The following is a 16,442-nucleotide window of genomic DNA, read 5'->3' on the forward strand; positions in this document are numbered from 1 at the left end:
CCTGCGCAAACACCCTCCGACCCGGACCGTGAGGACATGTCACACACACCGGGCGACCCCGGCACGCGAAGCGGCTCCTTCCTCCCCGAGGTGAGGGACGCCGTCACCCCGCGGGCCACCCTGCTCGTGCTCGGTGTGATCGCGCTCCAGCTGCTCTTCATCGCCTCCTACGTGGGGGCGCTGCACGACCCGAGGCCGAGGGACGTGCCCTTCGGGGTGGTCGCGCCCCCGGCGGTCGCCGACCGGACGGTGAGCGGCCTGGAGGGGCTGCCCGGGTCGCCGCTGGACCCGCGGACGGTGGCCGACGCGGCGAGCGCCCGCAAGCAGATCGAGAACCGGGACATCGACGGCGCCCTGGTCGTCGAGGACTCCGGCCGCACCGACACCCTGCTGGTCGCGTCCGGCGGCGGGACCGTCCTCGCCACCACCCTGGAGGGGCTGGTCGCCGAGGTGGAGCGGAGCCAGGACCGCGCGGTGCGGACCGTCGACGTGGCCCCTGCCTCGGCCCAGGACTTCGACGGGCTGTCGTCGTTCTACCTGGTCGTGGGCTGGTGCGTCGGCGGCTATCTGTGCGCCTCGATCCTGGCGATCAGCACCGGCGCCCGGCCGGCCAACCCGCGCCGCGCGGCGATCCGGCTGATCGTGATGGCGCTGGTGTCGATCGTCGGCGGACTCGGCGGCGCGGTGATCGTCGGGCCCATCCTGGGCGCGCTGCCCGGCGGCGTGGTGGACCTGTGGGGGCTCGGCGCGCTGATCACCTTCGCGGTGGGCGCGGCCACGCTCGCCCTCCAGGGGGTCTTCGGGATCGTCGGGATCGGGCTGGCGATCCTGCTGGTGGTGATCGCGGGCAACCCGAGCGCGGGCGGTGCCTTCCCGCTGCCGATGCTGCCGCCGTTCTGGCAGGCGATCGGCCCGGCGCTGCCGCCGGGCGCGGGCACCTGGGCGGCCCGTTCGATCGCGTACTTCGAGGCGAACGACGTGACCGAGTCCCTGCTGGTGCTGTGGGCGTGGGCGGTCGCGGGGACGGTGATCGCGATGCTGGCGGCCGTACTGCGCCGCGAACGCCGGGAGCCGGAGCTGCCCGCGCAGGCAGACTGACCCACGGCCCCCGCACACACGGGGACGTACACACGCGGACGTACACACGCGGACGTACACACGCAGGAGTCCCGCCCCACGAGGGACGGGACTCCTGCGTACCGCGCTCCGCTGGTGCTCAGCCGATCTGCGTACCGGTGGCCGACAGGGCCTCCGTCACCGGCTGGAAGAAGGTCTCGCCGCCCGAGGTGCAGTCGCCGCTGCCGCCGGAGGTGAGGCCGACGGCCTTGTCGCCCGAGAAGAGCGAGCCGCCGCTGTCGCCGGGCTCGGCGCAGACGTCGGTCTGGATCAGGCCGTTGACGATGTCGCCGTTGCCGTAGTTGACGGTGGCGTCGAGGCCGGTGACCTTGCCGGAGTGCACCTGGGTGGTGGAGCCGCTGCGGGTCACCTCCATGCCGACGGTGGCGTCGGCGGCGCCCGAGATGGCCTGGGAGGAGCCGTCGTAGAGGTTGACCTCGCTCGGGTGGTCCACCTCGCCGCTGTACTTGACCAGGCCGTAGTCGTTGTCCGGGAAGCTCGACGTCACGTTCTCACCGAGCTGGTTGCCGGAGGAGTCCTGCCAACTGGTGATGCCCTCGGTGCAGTGCCCGGCGGTCAGGAAGTGCGGCTCGCCGCCCTTGGTGACGTTGAAGCCGAGCGAGCAGCGCCCGCCGCCGCCGGTGATGGCGTCGCCGCCCGCGATGAAGGGCTTGTACTCACCCTTGGTGCGCTTGAGTTCGGCCTTGGCGCCGAGCCCGTCGACCACCTTGGTCAGCTTGGTCAGCTCGGCCTTGGAGACCGTGCGGTCCGCGGTGACGACGACCTTGTTGGTGGTCGGGTCGGTCGCCCAGGAGGTGCCCGGGATGGCCGCGTCCTCGGTGAGGGTGGTGCGCGCGCTCTTCAGCTCGGCGAGCGAGTTCTCGACGACTCTCGCCTTGGCGCCGGCCTCCTCGACGGTCTGCGCGGCGGTCTTGTCGAGCACGTTGACCACGAGGCTCTTCGCCTGTGCGTCGTAGTACGTGCCGGCCGCGTCGGTGCCGAGGTCGCCGAGGAGCGTGGAGGCGAGCTTTCCGGCCGCCGTGACCGACAGGGTCTCGGGGGCGGCGGACTGCGGAGCCTCACTGGCGTTCGCACTCTGGAAGGTGACTCCCGCGGCTACCAGTGCGGTGATTCCCGCGCCGACCACTGCGGTCCGTCGCCTGGATATGCGTCGGTGCTTCAACTCATGTCCTCCTGTGGGGGGTCGGCCCGGGAGGTTATGGGGACCTCGCGAACCGGAAGGCTGGTTGACGAGCGCTAACTCTTCCGATTCCACAGGGGGCACACAAGGTCGACTTCAGGACGTGCGCACGACAACTCCAGCGTGGTCACACGTCCTTCACCATTCATGTCCCTTCCAGCAGGATTCGCGGAGTGAACGCGCCAGCAAACGCTACGGGCGAGTAACCGAAGACCGGCCGACCGGCCCCGCCCTGTCCGAAAACCACCCCTTGCCTTCCGGCCGTCGAGTGTGCGTCTACACGCGGTGGTCGCGCGGGGGCGTCCCGCCCCGGGCACGGGAGAGCCCCCGCACACCGGGTGGTGTACGGGGGCTCGTTGTGCTGCCGACCGAGTCCCGAAGGCCCGGCCAGGACGAGCCGGGCCAGGCCGGACTAGTAGACGCTGACGCCGTAGGCGCTCAGGGCCTCCGTGACCGGCTGGAAGAACGTCGTACCGCCGGAGGAGCAGTTGCCGCTGCCGCCGGAGGTCAGACCGTACGCGGTGCCGTTGCTGCCGTAGAGCGAGCCGCCGGAGTCGCCGGGCTCGGCGCAGACCGTGGTCTGGATCAGCCCACCGACGACGTCGCCGCCGCCGTAGTTGACGGTGGCGTTCAGGGCGGTGACGCGGCCGCTGTGGGTGCCGGTGGTGGAGCCGTCGCGGATGACGGTGGTGCCCACGCTCGGGGTGGCCGCGCGGGTGATGTCCACGCCGTTGGCGGTGCCGGGCCTACTGACCGACCCCGAGTACCGCACGATGCCGTAGTCGTTGCCCGGGAAGCTGGAGCCGGCCGTCGAGCCGATGACCGAGGTGCGCCCGGAGTTGGAGTACCAGGTGCCCGCACCGTCGGTGCAGTGACCCGCGGTCAGGAAGTACTGGGTGCCGCTGCTGCTGCGGACGTTGAAACCGAGGGAGCACCGCCCGCTGTTCGAGTAGATGGCGTCGCCGCCCTGGATGAGCTTGCTGAACGTGCCCGGGGTGCGCTTGACCGTGAGCGCGCCGGACTGGGCGCCGGCCTGCTCCTTGATCTTCGCGATCTCGGACTGGGAGACCGTACTGTCGACGGTGAGCAGCACCCGGCCGGACTTGCTGTCGACGGCCCAGGCGGTGCCCGGGACGTCGGCCTTGAGTACCGCGCCGCTGGCACTGCTGAGTTCGGCGGCGCTGAACGTGGCCGGGGTGGGCGCCGCGGTCGCGCTGGGGATCGCGACGGCGGCCGCGGCCACGAGGCCGGTGGATACGGCGATCAGCCGAGTCCGTCTCGTGATGCCGCTGCGGGGGGTGGTGCGCTTGATCCTCACTTTTCGTTCCTCCACGTGGGAAGTCGGGGGCCCTCGTGTGGGGTTGGGGCCCGTGAGGCGCAGGCATGGGCGGACCTCCGGGTTCCGGATGCGTCGTGCCCCTGACAAACGCTGAGGTTGGAGTATTCGGCCGAACGACCGGTCGGCGCAAGAGTGTCTTTCGGTCGTCAATATTTCAAACTTTTACCAACCCCCGCCGAACCTCAGCGCAGTCCCCGCTCTCCGGCCTCGACGCGGACCGCCAGGGTGTTCCCCGGCGGCGGGAAGGGACAGACGAAGTGGTCGGCGAACGCGCACGGCGGCAGCAGCGCCCGGTTGAGGTCGACCGTCGTACGGCCCTCGGCGTCCGGCGCGGCCGGGCGCAGGAACCGGAAGCGGTAACTGGTGCTTCCGCTGGTGCCGTCGGCGAAGACCGCCCACAGCGAACCGTCGTCCTCGACGCTCACCTGGAGCGTGTGCTCCCGACCGCCCAGCGCGAAGGCCAGCTCCCCGCCGAGGGCCAGGCCGCGCTCCCTGCCGTCCGCGTTCGGCACCCGCACACTGCGCCGCCCGGTGCCGTACGGCGTGAAGCGCCCCGGCACCGACCAGCGCGGATCGTACGGGGTGGCCGCGATGGAGCGGAACTCCCGCCGCGGGCCGGCCGCCGGGTCGAAGTCGCGCACGCCCCACTGGCCCTCGCGGACCAGCACGACCAGCCGCCGCTCCCCCAGCGCCACCCGGGCCTCACCGGCGGGCCCCGCGTCGGCGGTGAGCCGCACCTCGCCGTCGAAGGGCGCTCCGTCCACGGTGAGCCCGTCCGCACCGGTGGCCGTCAGGAGCACCGCGTCGCCGTCCGCCGTCCACCGCCCGGGGATGTCCGGAAGTTGTCCGTCCGGATAGTCCGCCAGCCAGTGCGTGCCGGTGAGGGCGAGCGGCCCGTAGGGCGCCGACACCGTCGCCACGCGGTGCTCGTGCCACCGCTTCCACTCGTCGGATGCGTCCGTCGTCATGGGATGAACCCTTCCATACCGGATCGCCCAGACCGAGGTGGGAACGGAGGGGTGGCGCCCTCGCCCTGGTCGGATGCGGCACGAGGATCAGGCCTTCGGCGGCTGACGGGCCGACGGTCGCTCAGCAGCTGCAACCGCAGTCGCAGCCGTCGCACCCGCACCCGTCGCCGTCACAGCAGTTGCTGCAGCAGTCGCAGCAGCTGCAGCACCCGTCGCACCCGCCGCAGTCGCAGTTGGCGCACGTCCCTTCCTTGCGCTCCCCGCTCCACGGGTCGTGGTAGGTGCCGCAGCACAGCTGGCACGTACAGGCCAGCCCCACCCACACGGCGCACCCCGCGAGCAGCCCCCGCCGGTCGCGCCGGGGCGGCTCCGGGGGCGTCGGCCCACCGGGGCCACCGGGCGCGCCCGGGGTGCCGGGAGGGGCGTACGGGTGGCTGCCGTGGGCGCACGACACGGCGCCGAACGCCCGGTCGACCGAGTTGCCCAACTCGTGCACGAGCAGCCGGTGCACCAGCCGCCCGTCTCCGAACTCCGCCTCGCGCAGGGCGAGCCGCACCCCGTGCACCGCGTCGTCGGCGAGCCGCCGGGCCTCGGTGAGCGGAGTACCGGTCGCGGTGAGCGGGTTCCAGGCGCCGGCCGCGGCGTCGGTCTCCCGGTCCTCCACGGCGTCCAGGAGATGGGCGAGCCGGCCGAAGAGGCGCCCGGCCTCGGCGAGCGGCTCGGCGTTGTGCGGGCGGCCGGCGAGGTGCGCGGTGTGCGCGAAGGCGGCGGCGGTGGCGGTCTCGGTCGGCTCGGTGACGGTGAGCAGCGGTGTGCCGGGCCCGGCGAGCGCCTCGATGCCGCCCTGCCGGTCCACGGCGTCGACCAGGACGGCGGTGTCGAACCCGACGGCGCTGCCGCCGCGCGCTCCCGCCGCGTCCCAGCCGGTGGCGACCCGGCGGGCGGCGAGGGCCACCGGCCGACGGGCCAGCAGGCCGTCCCCGTCGGCGACGTGGTCGCGCACCTTGGCCGAGGCGAGCACCAGCGAGACGGCCGCCGCGAGCCTGGCCCCCTCGCCGTGCGCGACGGACGCGGTCCGCATTCCGCGCAGCGGGCAGGGCCCGGCGGTGCGCCGCCCGGCTCCCGCACCACCTCTCCCGGCCTGAGCCTCCGTCAAAACCGATATGAGAAGCCCGTCATAATTCGTCACGATGCGCGCGAACTGTCCATGGTCCTTGCGCAGAGCGAGGCACAACCCGCACAAATGCGCCATCCACTGGCTCGTGAGGCTCTCCCCGAGCCGGTGCCTGCACGGCCTGACGATTCCGAACACGACGCTCCCCCGTGGTTGGTACGACGCTGAGCTGCGGCATCGTACCGAGCACCCCCTTCACCCGTACGCACCCCGCCTCACCCGTCCGCCGCGAAGAATCATATTTCACTCACAGTCAGCAGCCGTTTGGGAAACGACCCTTGGGACACAAGGACTCTCGACGGATTCGCTGTGCACCAGTACCGTCACAAACCCCCCGGGCGGCGTCTATTCACTTGGCGCGACGTCCGCATCATGGATGACCATAGGGATGCGGAAGCACGAAAGACCGCTGTGAGAGGAGGCGTCCATGGGATCGGTACGCAAGGCGAGTGCGTGGCTCGGCCTCGTCGACGACAACGATGACGAGCGTTACTACGACGACGACTACTCCGAGGGCACCGAGTCCGGGGACGCCTGGGTCACGGACCCGCGGGTGAAGGTTGCCTCGGACGTGGCCGAGGAGAAGGGCCGCCGCATCGCGACCGTCACCCCGGACAGCTTCCGGGACGCACGGTCCATCGGCGAGCTGTTCCGGGAGGGGGTCCCGGTCATCATGAACCTGACGGCCATGGAGGCGACCGACGCCAAGCGCGTCGTCGACTTCGCCGCCGGGCTCATCTTCGGTCTGCGCGGTTCGATCGAGCGGGTGTCCACCCGGGTGTTCCTGCTCAGCCCGGCCGACACGCAGGTCATCAGCGGCGAGCCCGCCGCGCACCGTTCCGACGGTTTCTTCAACCAGAGCTGAGGCGGGGCCGTTCACCACGGCCCCGCCCGCCCCACGCCGGACTCCCCGGGGCCTGTCCTACCGGAAGGCGTCGAGTCCGGTCAGCGCCTTGCCCAGCACCAGCTGGTGCATCTCGACGGTGCCCTCGTAGGTGAGCACCGATTCCAGGTTCGTCGCGTGCCGCATGACGGGGTATTCGAGGGAGATCCCGTTGGCGCCGAGGATCGTGCGGGCCGTGCGGCAGATGTCGATGGCCTCGCGTACGTTGTTGAGCTTGCCGAAGCTGACCTGCTCGGGACGCAGGCGGCCGGCGTCCATGCGCCGCCCCAGGTGGTGGGCGAGCAGGATCCCCTTGTGCAGTTCGACCGCCATGTCGGCGAGCTTGGCCTGGGTCAGCTGGAAGCCGCCGATGGGCCGCCCGAACTGCTCCCGCGACTTCGCGTACTCCACGGCCGCCTCGAACGAGCTGCGGGCCGCGCCCATCGAACCCCAGACGATGCCGTAGCGGGCGTGGGTGAGACAGCCGAGCGGTCCGCGCAGCCCGGTGGCCTCCGGCAGTACGGCGTCGGCGGGCAGCCGTACGTCGTCGAGGACCAGCTCGCTGGTGACGCTGGCCCGCAGCGACCACTTGTGCTTGATCTCGGGGGCGGAGAAGCCGGGGCTGTCGGTGGGCACGACGAAGCCGCGGATGCCGTCCTCGGTCTGCGCCCAGACGACGGCGACGCCGGCGACCGACCCGTTGGTGATCCACATCTTGCGCCCGTTGAGCACCCAGTCGCCGCCGGTGTCGCGCTTGGCGTGGGTGCGCATGTTGGCGGGGTCGGAGCCGTGGTCGGGCTCGGTCAGCCCGAAGCAGCCGATGACCTCGCCGGCGGCCATGCGCGGCAGCCATCGCTCCTTCTGCTCCTCGCTGCCGAAGCGGTGGATCGCGTACATGGCGAGGGAACCCTGCACGGAGACCAGGGAGCGGATGCCGGAGTCGGCCGCCTCCAGCTCCAGGCAGGCGAGGCCGTACTGCACGGCGGTGGCGCCGGCGCAGCCGTAACCCTCCAGCGACATGCCGAGCGCGCCGATGCCGCCGAGTTCGCGGGCCAGCTCCCGGATGCCGGGCAGCTCGCCCTTCTCGTACCAGTCGGCGACGTACGGCAGCACGCGGTCGGCGGCCCAGCCCCGCACGGTGTCCCGGATCGCCAGGTCCTCCGGGTCCAGGAGGTCGTCGATGCCGAGGGGGTCGACGGGGTCGAAGGCGGGCAACTTGTGGGACGAGGCCATGGGGCACCCTCCGGGACGATAAAACTAGCAGTGCTAGTTACGGCTCGACGCCGACGTTACGCGGCAGTGTGGCGCACGTCCACCCTGCCTCCCACCCACGCACCGCAAGCCACCAACGTCGCCGCATGCCCACTGGCGACGTCCGCCTCCTGGCCGACGGTGAACGGGTGGTGCGTGGGTGGGTGACGCCCTGCGGTCACACCGAGACGCGTGACTCCACCGCGTCCCGCGGCGCGGGCACCGACACCGCCTCCCCCTCGCACTGCATCACCCGCGGCAACCGCAACGCCATCACCGCCCCCAGCAACAACAACCCCCCACTCACCACCAACGTCACATGCAGCCCGTGCACAAACGCATCCCCCGCGGCCCTCCGCAGCGCAACCCCCGCAGGCCCGCCCAGCTGCGCAGCAACCTCGTACGCCTCCCCCAACGAATGCCCCGCCGCCGAAGACGCCGACGACGGCACCCCGGGCACACCCCCCGCCACCCCGGGTGCGTACGCCGCGTTCATCACACTCCCCAGCAGCGCGATCCCGATCCCCGCACCGAGCTGGTACGACGTCTCGCCGATCGCCGCCGCCCCACCCGCCTGCTCCTGCGGCGCCTCGCTCAGCATCGACTCGTACGCCCCGAACAGCGTCGTCTCCAGACCGAACCCGAGCAGCACGAATCCGGACAGCATCAGCGCGCAGTTGTCGCTCCGCCCCAGCGCCGTCAGCAGCACCACCGCGAAGGCCGTCAGACAGAACCCCGCGCACACCATCCGCCGTGGCCCGAACCGCCGCAGCATCCGCGCGCCCGCCAGCCCCGCCGCCATCGCCGCGAAGGTCAGCGGCAGCAGCCGCAGCCCGGTCTCCAGCGGCGACAGCCCGAGCACCAGCTGCAGGTACTGCGCCGCGATCAGCTCCAGGCCCACCAGCGCCAGCATCGCCAGCACGATGCACCCCACGGACGTACTGAAGGCCGGCCGCCGGAACATCTCCAGGTCCACCAGCGGATGCGTACGCCGCCGCTGCCGCCGTACGAACCCGACCAGCAGGGCCGCGCCCAGCACCAGCGGCAGCACGGTCAACACGCTCGCCACCGGTTCGCCGCCGCCCAGCCGCTTCACGCCCAGGACGACCCCGAAGAGACCGGCCGCCGCCATCAGCGCGCCGACCACGTCCCAGGGCCCGCGCCCGTCGCCCTTCGACTCGGGCAGCAGCAGCCGCCCCACCGGCAGGCTGACCAGCATCAGCGGGATGTTGACGAGGAAGACCGAGCCCCACCAGAAGTGCTCCAGGAGGAACCCGCCGAGCAGCGGCCCGACCGCCGCGCCCACCGCGGCCACCGCGCTCCAGATGCCGATGGCCAGCGCCCGCTCCCGACGGTCGGGAAAGACCTGGCGCAGGATCGACAGCGTCGCGGGCATGATCATCGCGCCGCCGACACCGAGCAGCGCCCGGGCCGCGATCAGGACCTGGGCGTTGTCGGCGAGGGCCGCCAGCGCGGAGGCGACGCCGAAGAGCGCGTAGCCGAGCAGGAGGACCCGTCTGCGGCCCACCCGGTCGCCCAGCGTGCCGAAGAGGATCAGCAGCGAGGCGCAGACCAGCGGATAGATGTCGACGATCCAGAGCAGCTCGATCGCACCGGGCCTGAGGTCCTCGGTGACGGCGGGGACCGCCACGTGGAGAACCGTGGCGTCCACGGCGACGAGCAGCAGGCTGACGCAGAGGACGACCAGGACCACCCAGCGGTTGGCACCGGCCCCGGCAGCCCGACGGCGCAGCTCGGCGGCAGCCGCGGTCGTACCGGACATGTACGTACCTCCATGTTCCCTCGCGTCCGGCGGGCTGCGCGGGGTGGGGACTCCCCTGCGGGTCGCCGGAGAGGAGCGGAGGTCTCCGGGCCGTGCAACGGAACGCGAGTGACTGGCCAGATTACGCGAGAGCGCGCACCGCACATGTGGCGGGCCTCACACATCCCCCGTGAGCTGTGCGGCATCTGCCACCGAGGCCGCGGCCCGCCCGCCCCTGCTGACGGGCCGCCGCCCCGCCCGGCAGATAATCGGGCCCGTGACCGATCTTGAGACGCGCACGGCGGACCGTCCCGGTGCCCTGCGCCGGGCCGCCCCGGCGCTCCTGGGCTACGCGGCCGTACGCGCCCTGGGCCTGCTCGCCCTGGCCCTGTGGAGCGCCGCCCGCGACAAGAGCGCGTACACGCTGCTGACGGCCCGCTGGGACTCCCTCTGGTACACGAGGGTCGCCGAGCTGGGGTACGGCTACGAGGTGCGGCTGCCCAACGGGGACGTGCATTCCAACCTGGCCTTCTTCCCGCTGCTGCCGTGGCTGGAGCGGCTCGGGGCGGCGGTGACGCCCCTGTCGTACGCGGACGCCGGGTTCGTCGTGAGCCTGCTCGCCTCGCTCGCCGCGGCCTGGGGGATCTTCGCGGTGGCGGAGCACCTGTACGGCCGCAGCGTCGGCGTGTGCGCCGTGCTGCTGTGGGCGGTGCTGCCGGTCGCGGCCGTGCAGTCGATGGCGTACAGCGAGTCCCTGTTCACGGCGCTGGCCGCCTGGTCGCTGTACGCGGTGCTGACCGGGCGCTGGGTGACGGCGGGGACGCTGGCCGCGCTGGCCGGGCTGACCCGCCCGGTGGGGCTCGCGGTGGCGGCGGCGGTGTGGGTGGCCGCGGTCGGGGCATTCGTGCGAAGCCGGAGCGACGCCGTCCCGGACGGCGCCCACCGGCCGGAGCGCGCCCCCGGCGACGGCGCACGGCGCGTGCTCGGCATGCTCCTCGCGCCCCTGGGCGCCGCCGGTTACGTGCTGTGGGTCGGCCACCGCACCGGCGGGGGCCCGCTCGGCTACCTCGACGTGCAGGCCGGCTGGCGCAACGGCTTCGACGGGGGCGCGGCCTTCGCCCGCTTCGTCGCCGGGAAGTTCACGTCACTCCCGGGGGCCCTGGCGGGCGTGGGACTGATCGTCGGGGTCGCGCTGCTGGTCTGGCTGTACGTGGTGTGCGTACGGCGGCGCCAGCCGCTCGCGCTGCTGGTGTACACGGGCCTCGTCGTCGTCCTCGCCCTGTGCGCGTCGAGCTACTTCGGCTCCAAGCCCCGGCTGCTGCTGCCCGCCTTCCCGCTGCTGCTGCCCCTCGCCGTGGCCCTGGCCAAGGTGCGAACGTCCAGGTCAGCACTTGTCGTGGGGTGCCTCGCGGCGGCGTCGGCGGTGTACGGGGCGTTCTGGCTGAACGGGTCAGGACCGCCCTGACCGGCCGCGGGCGCCCGGTGGCCGCCGGAAGAATTCCGTACCAGCATTCGGTTAACTGATTCATAAGCACGATAAAACCGTCGACCGAACCGATCAAAGGAATTGAAGCCCACAGCCGACGGGGATTGCGCATTCGCCGGGAATAGAGCGCCACCTGAGAGGAATCCCACATCACATCGTCATCACAAAGCCGTTGATTCGGCCGGGATCACTCCTCACTCGCTGTAACGTCGATTGGGTGCGTACCGAACGGAAGCTCACCCGTCTGGACCGGGTGTTCGCGAGACTGGACCGGGAGCCGGAACGACCGGCGCTCCTGGCCGTGCCGGAGATGAGCCGGCACAGGATCGCGCTGTTCGCCGGAACCCTCGCGTTCTATGCCGCGATCGTGTGGGCCGTGGTGATCAGCTCGTGGCTGGTCCGGCTCGACTGGCAGGTCATGTTCTTCCGGCCCTACCAGCAGTGGCCGGAGATCCACGCCTTCGTCGACTACTACGTCGTCCTGGGCCAGCGCGGCCCCACCGCCGTGATGGTCGCGGCCTGGCTGGGCTGGCGCTCCTGGCGGCAGCACACCCTGCGCCCGCTGCTCGCGCTCGGTGTCTCCCTGCTCCTGCTGAACGTCACGGTCGGTGCCGCCAAGTACGGCATGGGCCGGCTGGGACCGCACTACGCGACCACGATCGGCGCCAACGAGATGTGGCTCGGCGGCGATATATTTCCGAGCGGTCACACCGCGAACGCCGTCGTGACCTGGGGCATCCTGGCCTACCTGGCCTCGACGCCGAGGGCGCGGCGCTGGCTGTCGGCCCTGATGGCGGTCACCTCGCTCGGGGTGGGCATGTCCACCGTCTACCTCGGTACGCACTGGCTGAGCGACGTGCTCCTCGGCTGGGCGGCCGGACTGCTGATCCTGCTGGCGCTGCCCTGGTTCGAACCGCTGATCACCCGTGCCGAGGCCTGGATCCTCGGCCTGCGCGACCGCTGGTACGCCCGCCGCGGCAGCGAGGGCGCCATGAGTCGGCCGGTCGGCCCGCCCCTGGTCCTCACCCCGCCCGTCTCCGGCCGGGAGGACGCGCCGTCCCGGGAGCCGGTGGCCTCGCCCCGCACCCACGGCGCCCCGGCGCATCTGGCGCCGGGCCCGCACACGGCGCGCTCGGACCGTACGCCGGTGACCCCCGCGGGCAGCCGGCGGCCGCCGCACGCCGACCGTCACCCGCGCAACACGGCCCCGGCCGCACGCCCCCTGTCGGGCGGCTGAGCGCGCCTCAGCCCTTCCAGGACCGGGACACGCGGCCGTCCTTCACCTCGAAGTTGAGGCGGCCCACGCGGTACTCCATGGTGATGATCGTGCCCGGTGCCAGGGACCGCACCGTCGACCAGCCACGCTCCCGCGCCAGCCGCTCGGCCTCGTCGGAAGCGAGGCCGACGTAGCCGTCCGGGCTGTCCTGGGGTTCGGCCGGGGGTGTCGGAATCGGTGCCATACGGCCACGCTATGCCCTGCCCCCGGACCGGGGAAGCCCAGGCCGGTAACACGGGGCGCGGATGCACCTACGGTCACATTTCTGTCACAGGATCACGGTGCGCGTTTTACGGGAACTCCGTCACCCGGACGGACGGTTCCGTACGCCTTTCGCGGGCGGGTGAGGTGAATTACCGCGTGTCGCGGCGGCCCGTCGAATAGGCGGACGCAATTGACCCGCATTGCACCCCCGGGCCGGTCCGCATTTCGCACTCGAACATCCCCGAACGGACTTGCGGGCGACTTCGGGGTCGCTTACACGGACCGAACACGGGACACAGGAAAACCACCTCCTGCTCACAGTTTCTCCCCATCTCCCCGGGGCTGCCGCGGCCGGGCCAGGGCCCGGTCGAGCCGGTCGCGCGCCGCCCGGATCGCCTCCGTCAGCTCCGCCGGCTCCAGCACCTCGAAGTCGAAGCCGAGCAGCATCACGTGCACCACCATCACGTCCAGGCTCCCGGCGCCGGTGCGCAGCAGGCAGCTGGCCGGCGGACTGGCGCACCTTCCGGGCCGACCGGATCACCCCCAGGCCGCCGCACGGCCCCCGCTTCGTCCCGCGTGAGCCGCCCGCCGAGGACCTGGCCGCCTACGTCTCCGAGGGCGTCTCCACGCGCGCGTACGCCACACACGCCACCGTGCGGCTGCTGGTGCCCCTGGAGGAGGCCGCCGAGCGGACGGTGCGGCGGCTCTCCCCGCCGTCGTGGCTCCGGTAGACGAAGCGCAGCCGCTCGCCGTCCCGGCACAGATGGGCCAGCTCGGTCAGGACGGCCGGGTCGACGGCCGCGGACGTGGGGTCCCGCAGCATCGGCACGGTGAAGGCGGTGAGGGCGCCCACGCGACGGCGCAGCCGGTTCGGCAGCACCTGCTCCAGCTTGGCGAGGGCGCGGACGGAGGTCTCGCCGATGCCCTCGACGCCCTGCCCGGCGGCCCCGCGCAGCCCGACGGCGACGGCGACTTCCCCCACCCTCGAACCAGGCTCGGGCGGGGGGGGACCCCCACCGTCGTCGTCCAGCAGCAGCGGCGGCAGCTCGGCGCCCGCGCCCAGCTGGTAGCCGCCGCCGGTGCCGGGGCTGGCGTTGACCGGGTAGCCCAGCTCGCGCAGCCGGTCCACGTCCCGGCGCACGGTGCGCGGGGAGACACCGAGCCGGTCGGCCAGGCCGGTGCCGGACCACTCGCGGTGGGCCTGGAGGAGGGAGAGCAGCCGCAGCAGTCGTGCCGAGGTCTCGAGCATGGCGCCGAGTCTGCCAGTGGTCGCGGACAGGTTCTGTCCGCGAGTGTCAGGGACCCAGCGGGACGACGGAGAGCGACAGGTCGTTGTCCCCGGTGTAGTACGGCCCGGCCTCCACGGGGCCGTCCGCGGTGAGCACCCGCGCGGGGGGATAGGTGAGGACCGGGTGCTTGTCGGCGACGTCGTCCAGCAGTCGCGCCAGGCGCACGACCGGTCCGGACTCACCGGCGGGCCGCAGCCACAGGTCCCAGTCGCCCGGCGCCAGGGTGTCGTAGCGCACGGTGAAGCCGAAGTCGGTCCGCTCGGTGACGACGTCCACCCGCCGCACGCCGCCCCCGCCGGCGCCGGTCCTGGCCCGCAGCTCGGCGTGGGCGCCGGGGGTCAGCTGAGTGCCGTACACCCGCCCGCGCACGCTCAGGCCGCCGGTCACCAGCCCCAGCTCCGCCGTCTCCGCGTGCGGGGCGCGCAGCCAGCTGCGGACGGTGAGGTTGCCCTGGCGGGTGGCGTACGGGATGCGGACGGCGACGTGGCCGAGCAGCCCGCCGGGGATGCGGGCGGCGAGGGAGCGCAGGTCGGTGACGCCGGGCACCAGGCGCCGGGGCTCGCCGTCGGACAGGGCGGCGTAGGCGTCCCAGCGGCCCTCGGGCAGGGAGACGCTGCTGGGCAGCGCGGCGCGCAGCAGGCCGTCGGCGGCCGGGGCCAGCGGCAGGCTGACCGTCTCGTCGGCGTCGGTGTCACGGCGGCGCAGGACGAGCAGGGCCGCCCCGGCGTTCCCGCGCGCGGCGACGTCGAAGGTCAGGCCGCCCGCGGAGTCGCCGACGCAGTCGGCGCGCAGCGGGGCGGCCGTCGGGTTCGGCGGCGTCATGCGATGCGGTTCCTCCCTGGGCTTCTCGTCGTCCGGTTAGACCCGGAACCCTGCCTTCTGGTTGTTCGTGTCCGATTGCGATGTGGTCACGACCGGAGTATCTGCCGGGACCACGGCCATTTCCAGTCACCCGGTTCATTCACTGATTTCCTGATTTGTCGACTTCCGGCGGCGGCGGCCGCGGTCTGCCTCCGGGCTCAACCCCCGTACACCGCAGGTCACTTGGGTGTACCGCCGCGAAGGCGGCCGGGAGACGATCAAGCGCGTCGCGTGGTTCGATTCCGTTGGCCATGAGGCGTGACTCCCGCCACAGATCACCCGTTGTCTCTGCATGAGCCGGGGACCCGCCCGGACCACGGACCAGGAGCCACCCGGTCCGGTCACGCACCGCATCCCGAGGGAGCCCCCGTGCCGCGCATGCTCGACGTCAGCGACGACGTACGCGCCGAGATCGGCGACGAAGAAGCCGACCGCCTGCTCGTCGGGGTGTCCGCCCCGGGCAGCTACGACTGCACGTCCTGTCGCACCCCGGGCGACTGCGAGCAGGAGCGCACCAGCACCGTTCTCTTCATCGGCGACGAGACCGCGGTCCTCGCCTTCGCCCACGCCGGCTGCCTGCCCTCGCAGACCGTCAAGGTCACCGAGGAGCAGCTCCAGGGCGCCGTGCGGTCCATCAACGCCGACCAGGCCCGGCCGGAGCAGCAGCGGCCCGCCGCGCCCGAGCAGGCCCCCGAGCAGGCGGTGCTCGGCGTGACCAGCGGTCTGCTCCTGATCGCCGGTGAGCTGCACCCGGCCCTCGTGGTGGAGCCGACCGCGCCGATCGCACGGCCCGGGACGGCCGGCGCCGGGGACGACTTCCTGCCGCTGCTGATCGAACAGGGCTTCATGCCGGTCACCGAGCTGGCCTCCACGCCCTCCGTGCTGCACGGCTGGTCGGTGCTGGTCGCGATGGGCCAGCTGCACGCGGTGCTGCAGCCGGGCACGGACGGCGGCCGGCCGGTGGCCTGGTGGCAGGCGCACCAGCCCCTCCAGGTCACCGAGGGCTGGCGCACGGCGGCCAACAAGCACCAGCAGGTGCTGATGTTCGCGGCGCCCGTGGGATCGATCGGCCGGCAGCCCCGCGAGGACCTGCTGCGGGACGCACTGGACAAGGCGGCGGCGGGCGGACAGCTGGTCGCGGCGGCGCTGCCGCTGGCGGGCACCTGACCGGGGTTTCACACGGGTGCCGGGCGACCGCCACCTGGGCCGCATCCCTTCCAGCGTGAGGTCGTTTGGACATACGTGTACGCATACGACGCCTTCCACCGCCATGGCGGCCCCTCGACCACGCCGATCTATGACGCGCTCTACGCCGAGTACGTCAGGTCCTTCCGATCGCTGCCGGGCGATCGCAGCGGTGAGGAGGAGCTGGGGTTCACCGCCTTCCGGAGCATCCCGCGCGGCAGAGGCTCGTACAGCGCCTACAGCGCGGGGGCCCAGAGCGCCCGCGTCGGCCAGCAGTCGGTGTGGCAGCGGGTCGGGACCCCGCACGTCCCGGCCGCGCTGCCACCGGCCCCGCGCAGGGGTGTCTGACGGCCACCCGTACGACGAGAGAGGGGGGACCCCGGGCGGGGGGGGCCCACCCACCGCGGTACACCCCGACAAATAATTAGCGCCCCGCGGGTCGCGCCC

14 protein-coding genes and 1 pseudogene are annotated in these 16,442 nt (G+C 72.5%); 6 read left to right on the top strand and 9 right to left on the bottom strand.

The genetic code is table 11. The features are described 5' to 3' along the window. Nucleotides 1-36: 36 nt before the first annotated feature. Nucleotides 37-1,098 carry a DUF3533 domain-containing protein gene (locus tag ACFWR9_RS16385; RefSeq protein ID WP_383841848.1) on the top strand — a complete coding sequence of 354 codons (1,062 nt, stop codon included), beginning with the start codon at nucleotides 37-39 and terminating at the stop codon, nucleotides 1,096-1,098. A 118-nt stretch (nucleotides 1,099-1,216) separates the two neighbouring features. Here the strand turns inward: ACFWR9_RS16385 and ACFWR9_RS16390 are convergent, their stop codons facing one another. The 4 genes from ACFWR9_RS16390 to ACFWR9_RS16405 form a co-directional block, all read right to left on the bottom strand. Next, entirely contained in the window at nucleotides 1,217-2,299 is a 1,083-nt protein-coding gene (locus ACFWR9_RS16390; RefSeq protein ID WP_383841851.1) for a S1 family peptidase, read from the bottom strand. Nucleotides 2,300-2,729: 430 nt separating this feature from the next. After that, entirely contained in the window at nucleotides 2,730-3,635 is a 906-nt protein-coding gene (locus ACFWR9_RS16395) for a S1 family peptidase (RefSeq protein WP_383841854.1), read from the bottom strand. Between the two features lie 203 nt (nucleotides 3,636-3,838). After that, complete coding sequence (locus ACFWR9_RS16400; RefSeq protein WP_383841857.1) at nucleotides 3,839-4,624, bottom strand: DUF1684 domain-containing protein; 786 nt, start codon at nucleotides 4,622-4,624, stop codon at nucleotides 3,839-3,841. A gap of 121 nt (nucleotides 4,625-4,745) precedes the next feature. Then, nucleotides 4,746-5,936, bottom strand: coding sequence for a DUF5685 family protein (locus ACFWR9_RS16405; protein WP_383841860.1), 1,191 nt, complete (start codon nucleotides 5,934-5,936; stop codon nucleotides 4,746-4,748). A gap of 289 nt (nucleotides 5,937-6,225) precedes the next feature. On the opposite strand from ACFWR9_RS16405, the gene ACFWR9_RS16410 reads away from it, so the two are divergent. Next, nucleotides 6,226-6,663 (top strand): cell division protein SepF, encoded by a 438-nt coding sequence (locus ACFWR9_RS16410; protein WP_122617409.1) that lies wholly within the window; start codon nucleotides 6,226-6,228, stop codon nucleotides 6,661-6,663. Nucleotides 6,664-6,720: 57 nt separating this feature from the next. Here ACFWR9_RS16410 and ACFWR9_RS16415 read toward each other — a convergent pair whose 3' ends face one another. Both ACFWR9_RS16415 and ACFWR9_RS16420 read right to left on the bottom strand, forming a co-directional pair. Further along, a complete protein-coding gene (locus tag ACFWR9_RS16415; protein WP_383841863.1) occupies nucleotides 6,721-7,914 on the bottom strand; it encodes an acyl-CoA dehydrogenase family protein in 1,194 nt (397 codons plus the stop codon). A 196-nt stretch (nucleotides 7,915-8,110) separates the two neighbouring features. After that, complete coding sequence (locus ACFWR9_RS16420) at nucleotides 8,111-9,715, bottom strand: MFS transporter (protein ID WP_383841866.1); 1,605 nt, start codon at nucleotides 9,713-9,715, stop codon at nucleotides 8,111-8,113. Nucleotides 9,716-9,971: 256 nt separating this feature from the next. Between ACFWR9_RS16420 and ACFWR9_RS16425 the strand changes: the two genes are divergently transcribed. Together ACFWR9_RS16425 and ACFWR9_RS16430 are read left to right on the top strand one after the other, a co-directional pair. Then, on the top strand, nucleotides 9,972-11,159 hold the full coding sequence (locus ACFWR9_RS16425) for a mannosyltransferase family protein (protein ID WP_383841869.1): 1,188 nt from the start codon (nucleotides 9,972-9,974) through the stop codon (nucleotides 11,157-11,159). A 238-nt stretch (nucleotides 11,160-11,397) separates the two neighbouring features. Further along, nucleotides 11,398-12,417: a phosphatase PAP2 family protein gene (locus tag ACFWR9_RS16430; protein WP_383841872.1), complete on the top strand. Its 1,020-nt coding sequence runs from the start codon at nucleotides 11,398-11,400 to the stop codon at nucleotides 12,415-12,417. A 7-nt stretch (nucleotides 12,418-12,424) separates the two neighbouring features. On the opposite strand, the gene ACFWR9_RS16435 is transcribed toward ACFWR9_RS16430, so the two are convergent. The 3 genes and pseudogenes from ACFWR9_RS16435 to ACFWR9_RS16445 all read right to left on the bottom strand — a co-directional run bounded on the left by ACFWR9_RS16435 (nucleotide 12,425) and on the right by ACFWR9_RS16445 (nucleotide 14,771). Beyond that, entirely contained in the window at nucleotides 12,425-12,640 is a 216-nt protein-coding gene (locus ACFWR9_RS16435) for an I78 family peptidase inhibitor (protein WP_383841875.1), read from the bottom strand. A 335-nt stretch (nucleotides 12,641-12,975) separates the two neighbouring features. Next, nucleotides 12,976-13,909, bottom strand: a pseudogene (locus ACFWR9_RS16440) (helix-turn-helix transcriptional regulator). A 46-nt stretch (nucleotides 13,910-13,955) separates the two neighbouring features. Further along, complete coding sequence (locus tag ACFWR9_RS16445; protein WP_383841878.1) at nucleotides 13,956-14,771, bottom strand: hypothetical protein; 816 nt, start codon at nucleotides 14,769-14,771, stop codon at nucleotides 13,956-13,958. A gap of 408 nt (nucleotides 14,772-15,179) precedes the next feature. Here ACFWR9_RS16445 and ACFWR9_RS16450 point away from each other — a divergent pair, with 408 nt between their 5' ends. Continuing rightward, entirely contained in the window at nucleotides 15,180-15,977 is a 798-nt protein-coding gene (locus ACFWR9_RS16450; protein ID WP_383841881.1) for a hypothetical protein, read from the top strand. Nucleotides 15,978-16,052: 75 nt separating this feature from the next. After that, nucleotides 16,053-16,343, top strand: a complete 291-nt coding sequence (locus ACFWR9_RS16455; RefSeq protein ID WP_383841885.1) for a hypothetical protein — start codon at nucleotides 16,053-16,055, stop codon at nucleotides 16,341-16,343. Nucleotides 16,344-16,442: the final 99 nt, after the last annotated feature.

Origin of the sequence: Streptomyces sp. NPDC058534, assembly GCF_042717365.1 — a bacterium.
Taxonomy (GTDB): domain Bacteria; phylum Actinomycetota; class Actinomycetes; order Streptomycetales; family Streptomycetaceae; genus Streptomyces.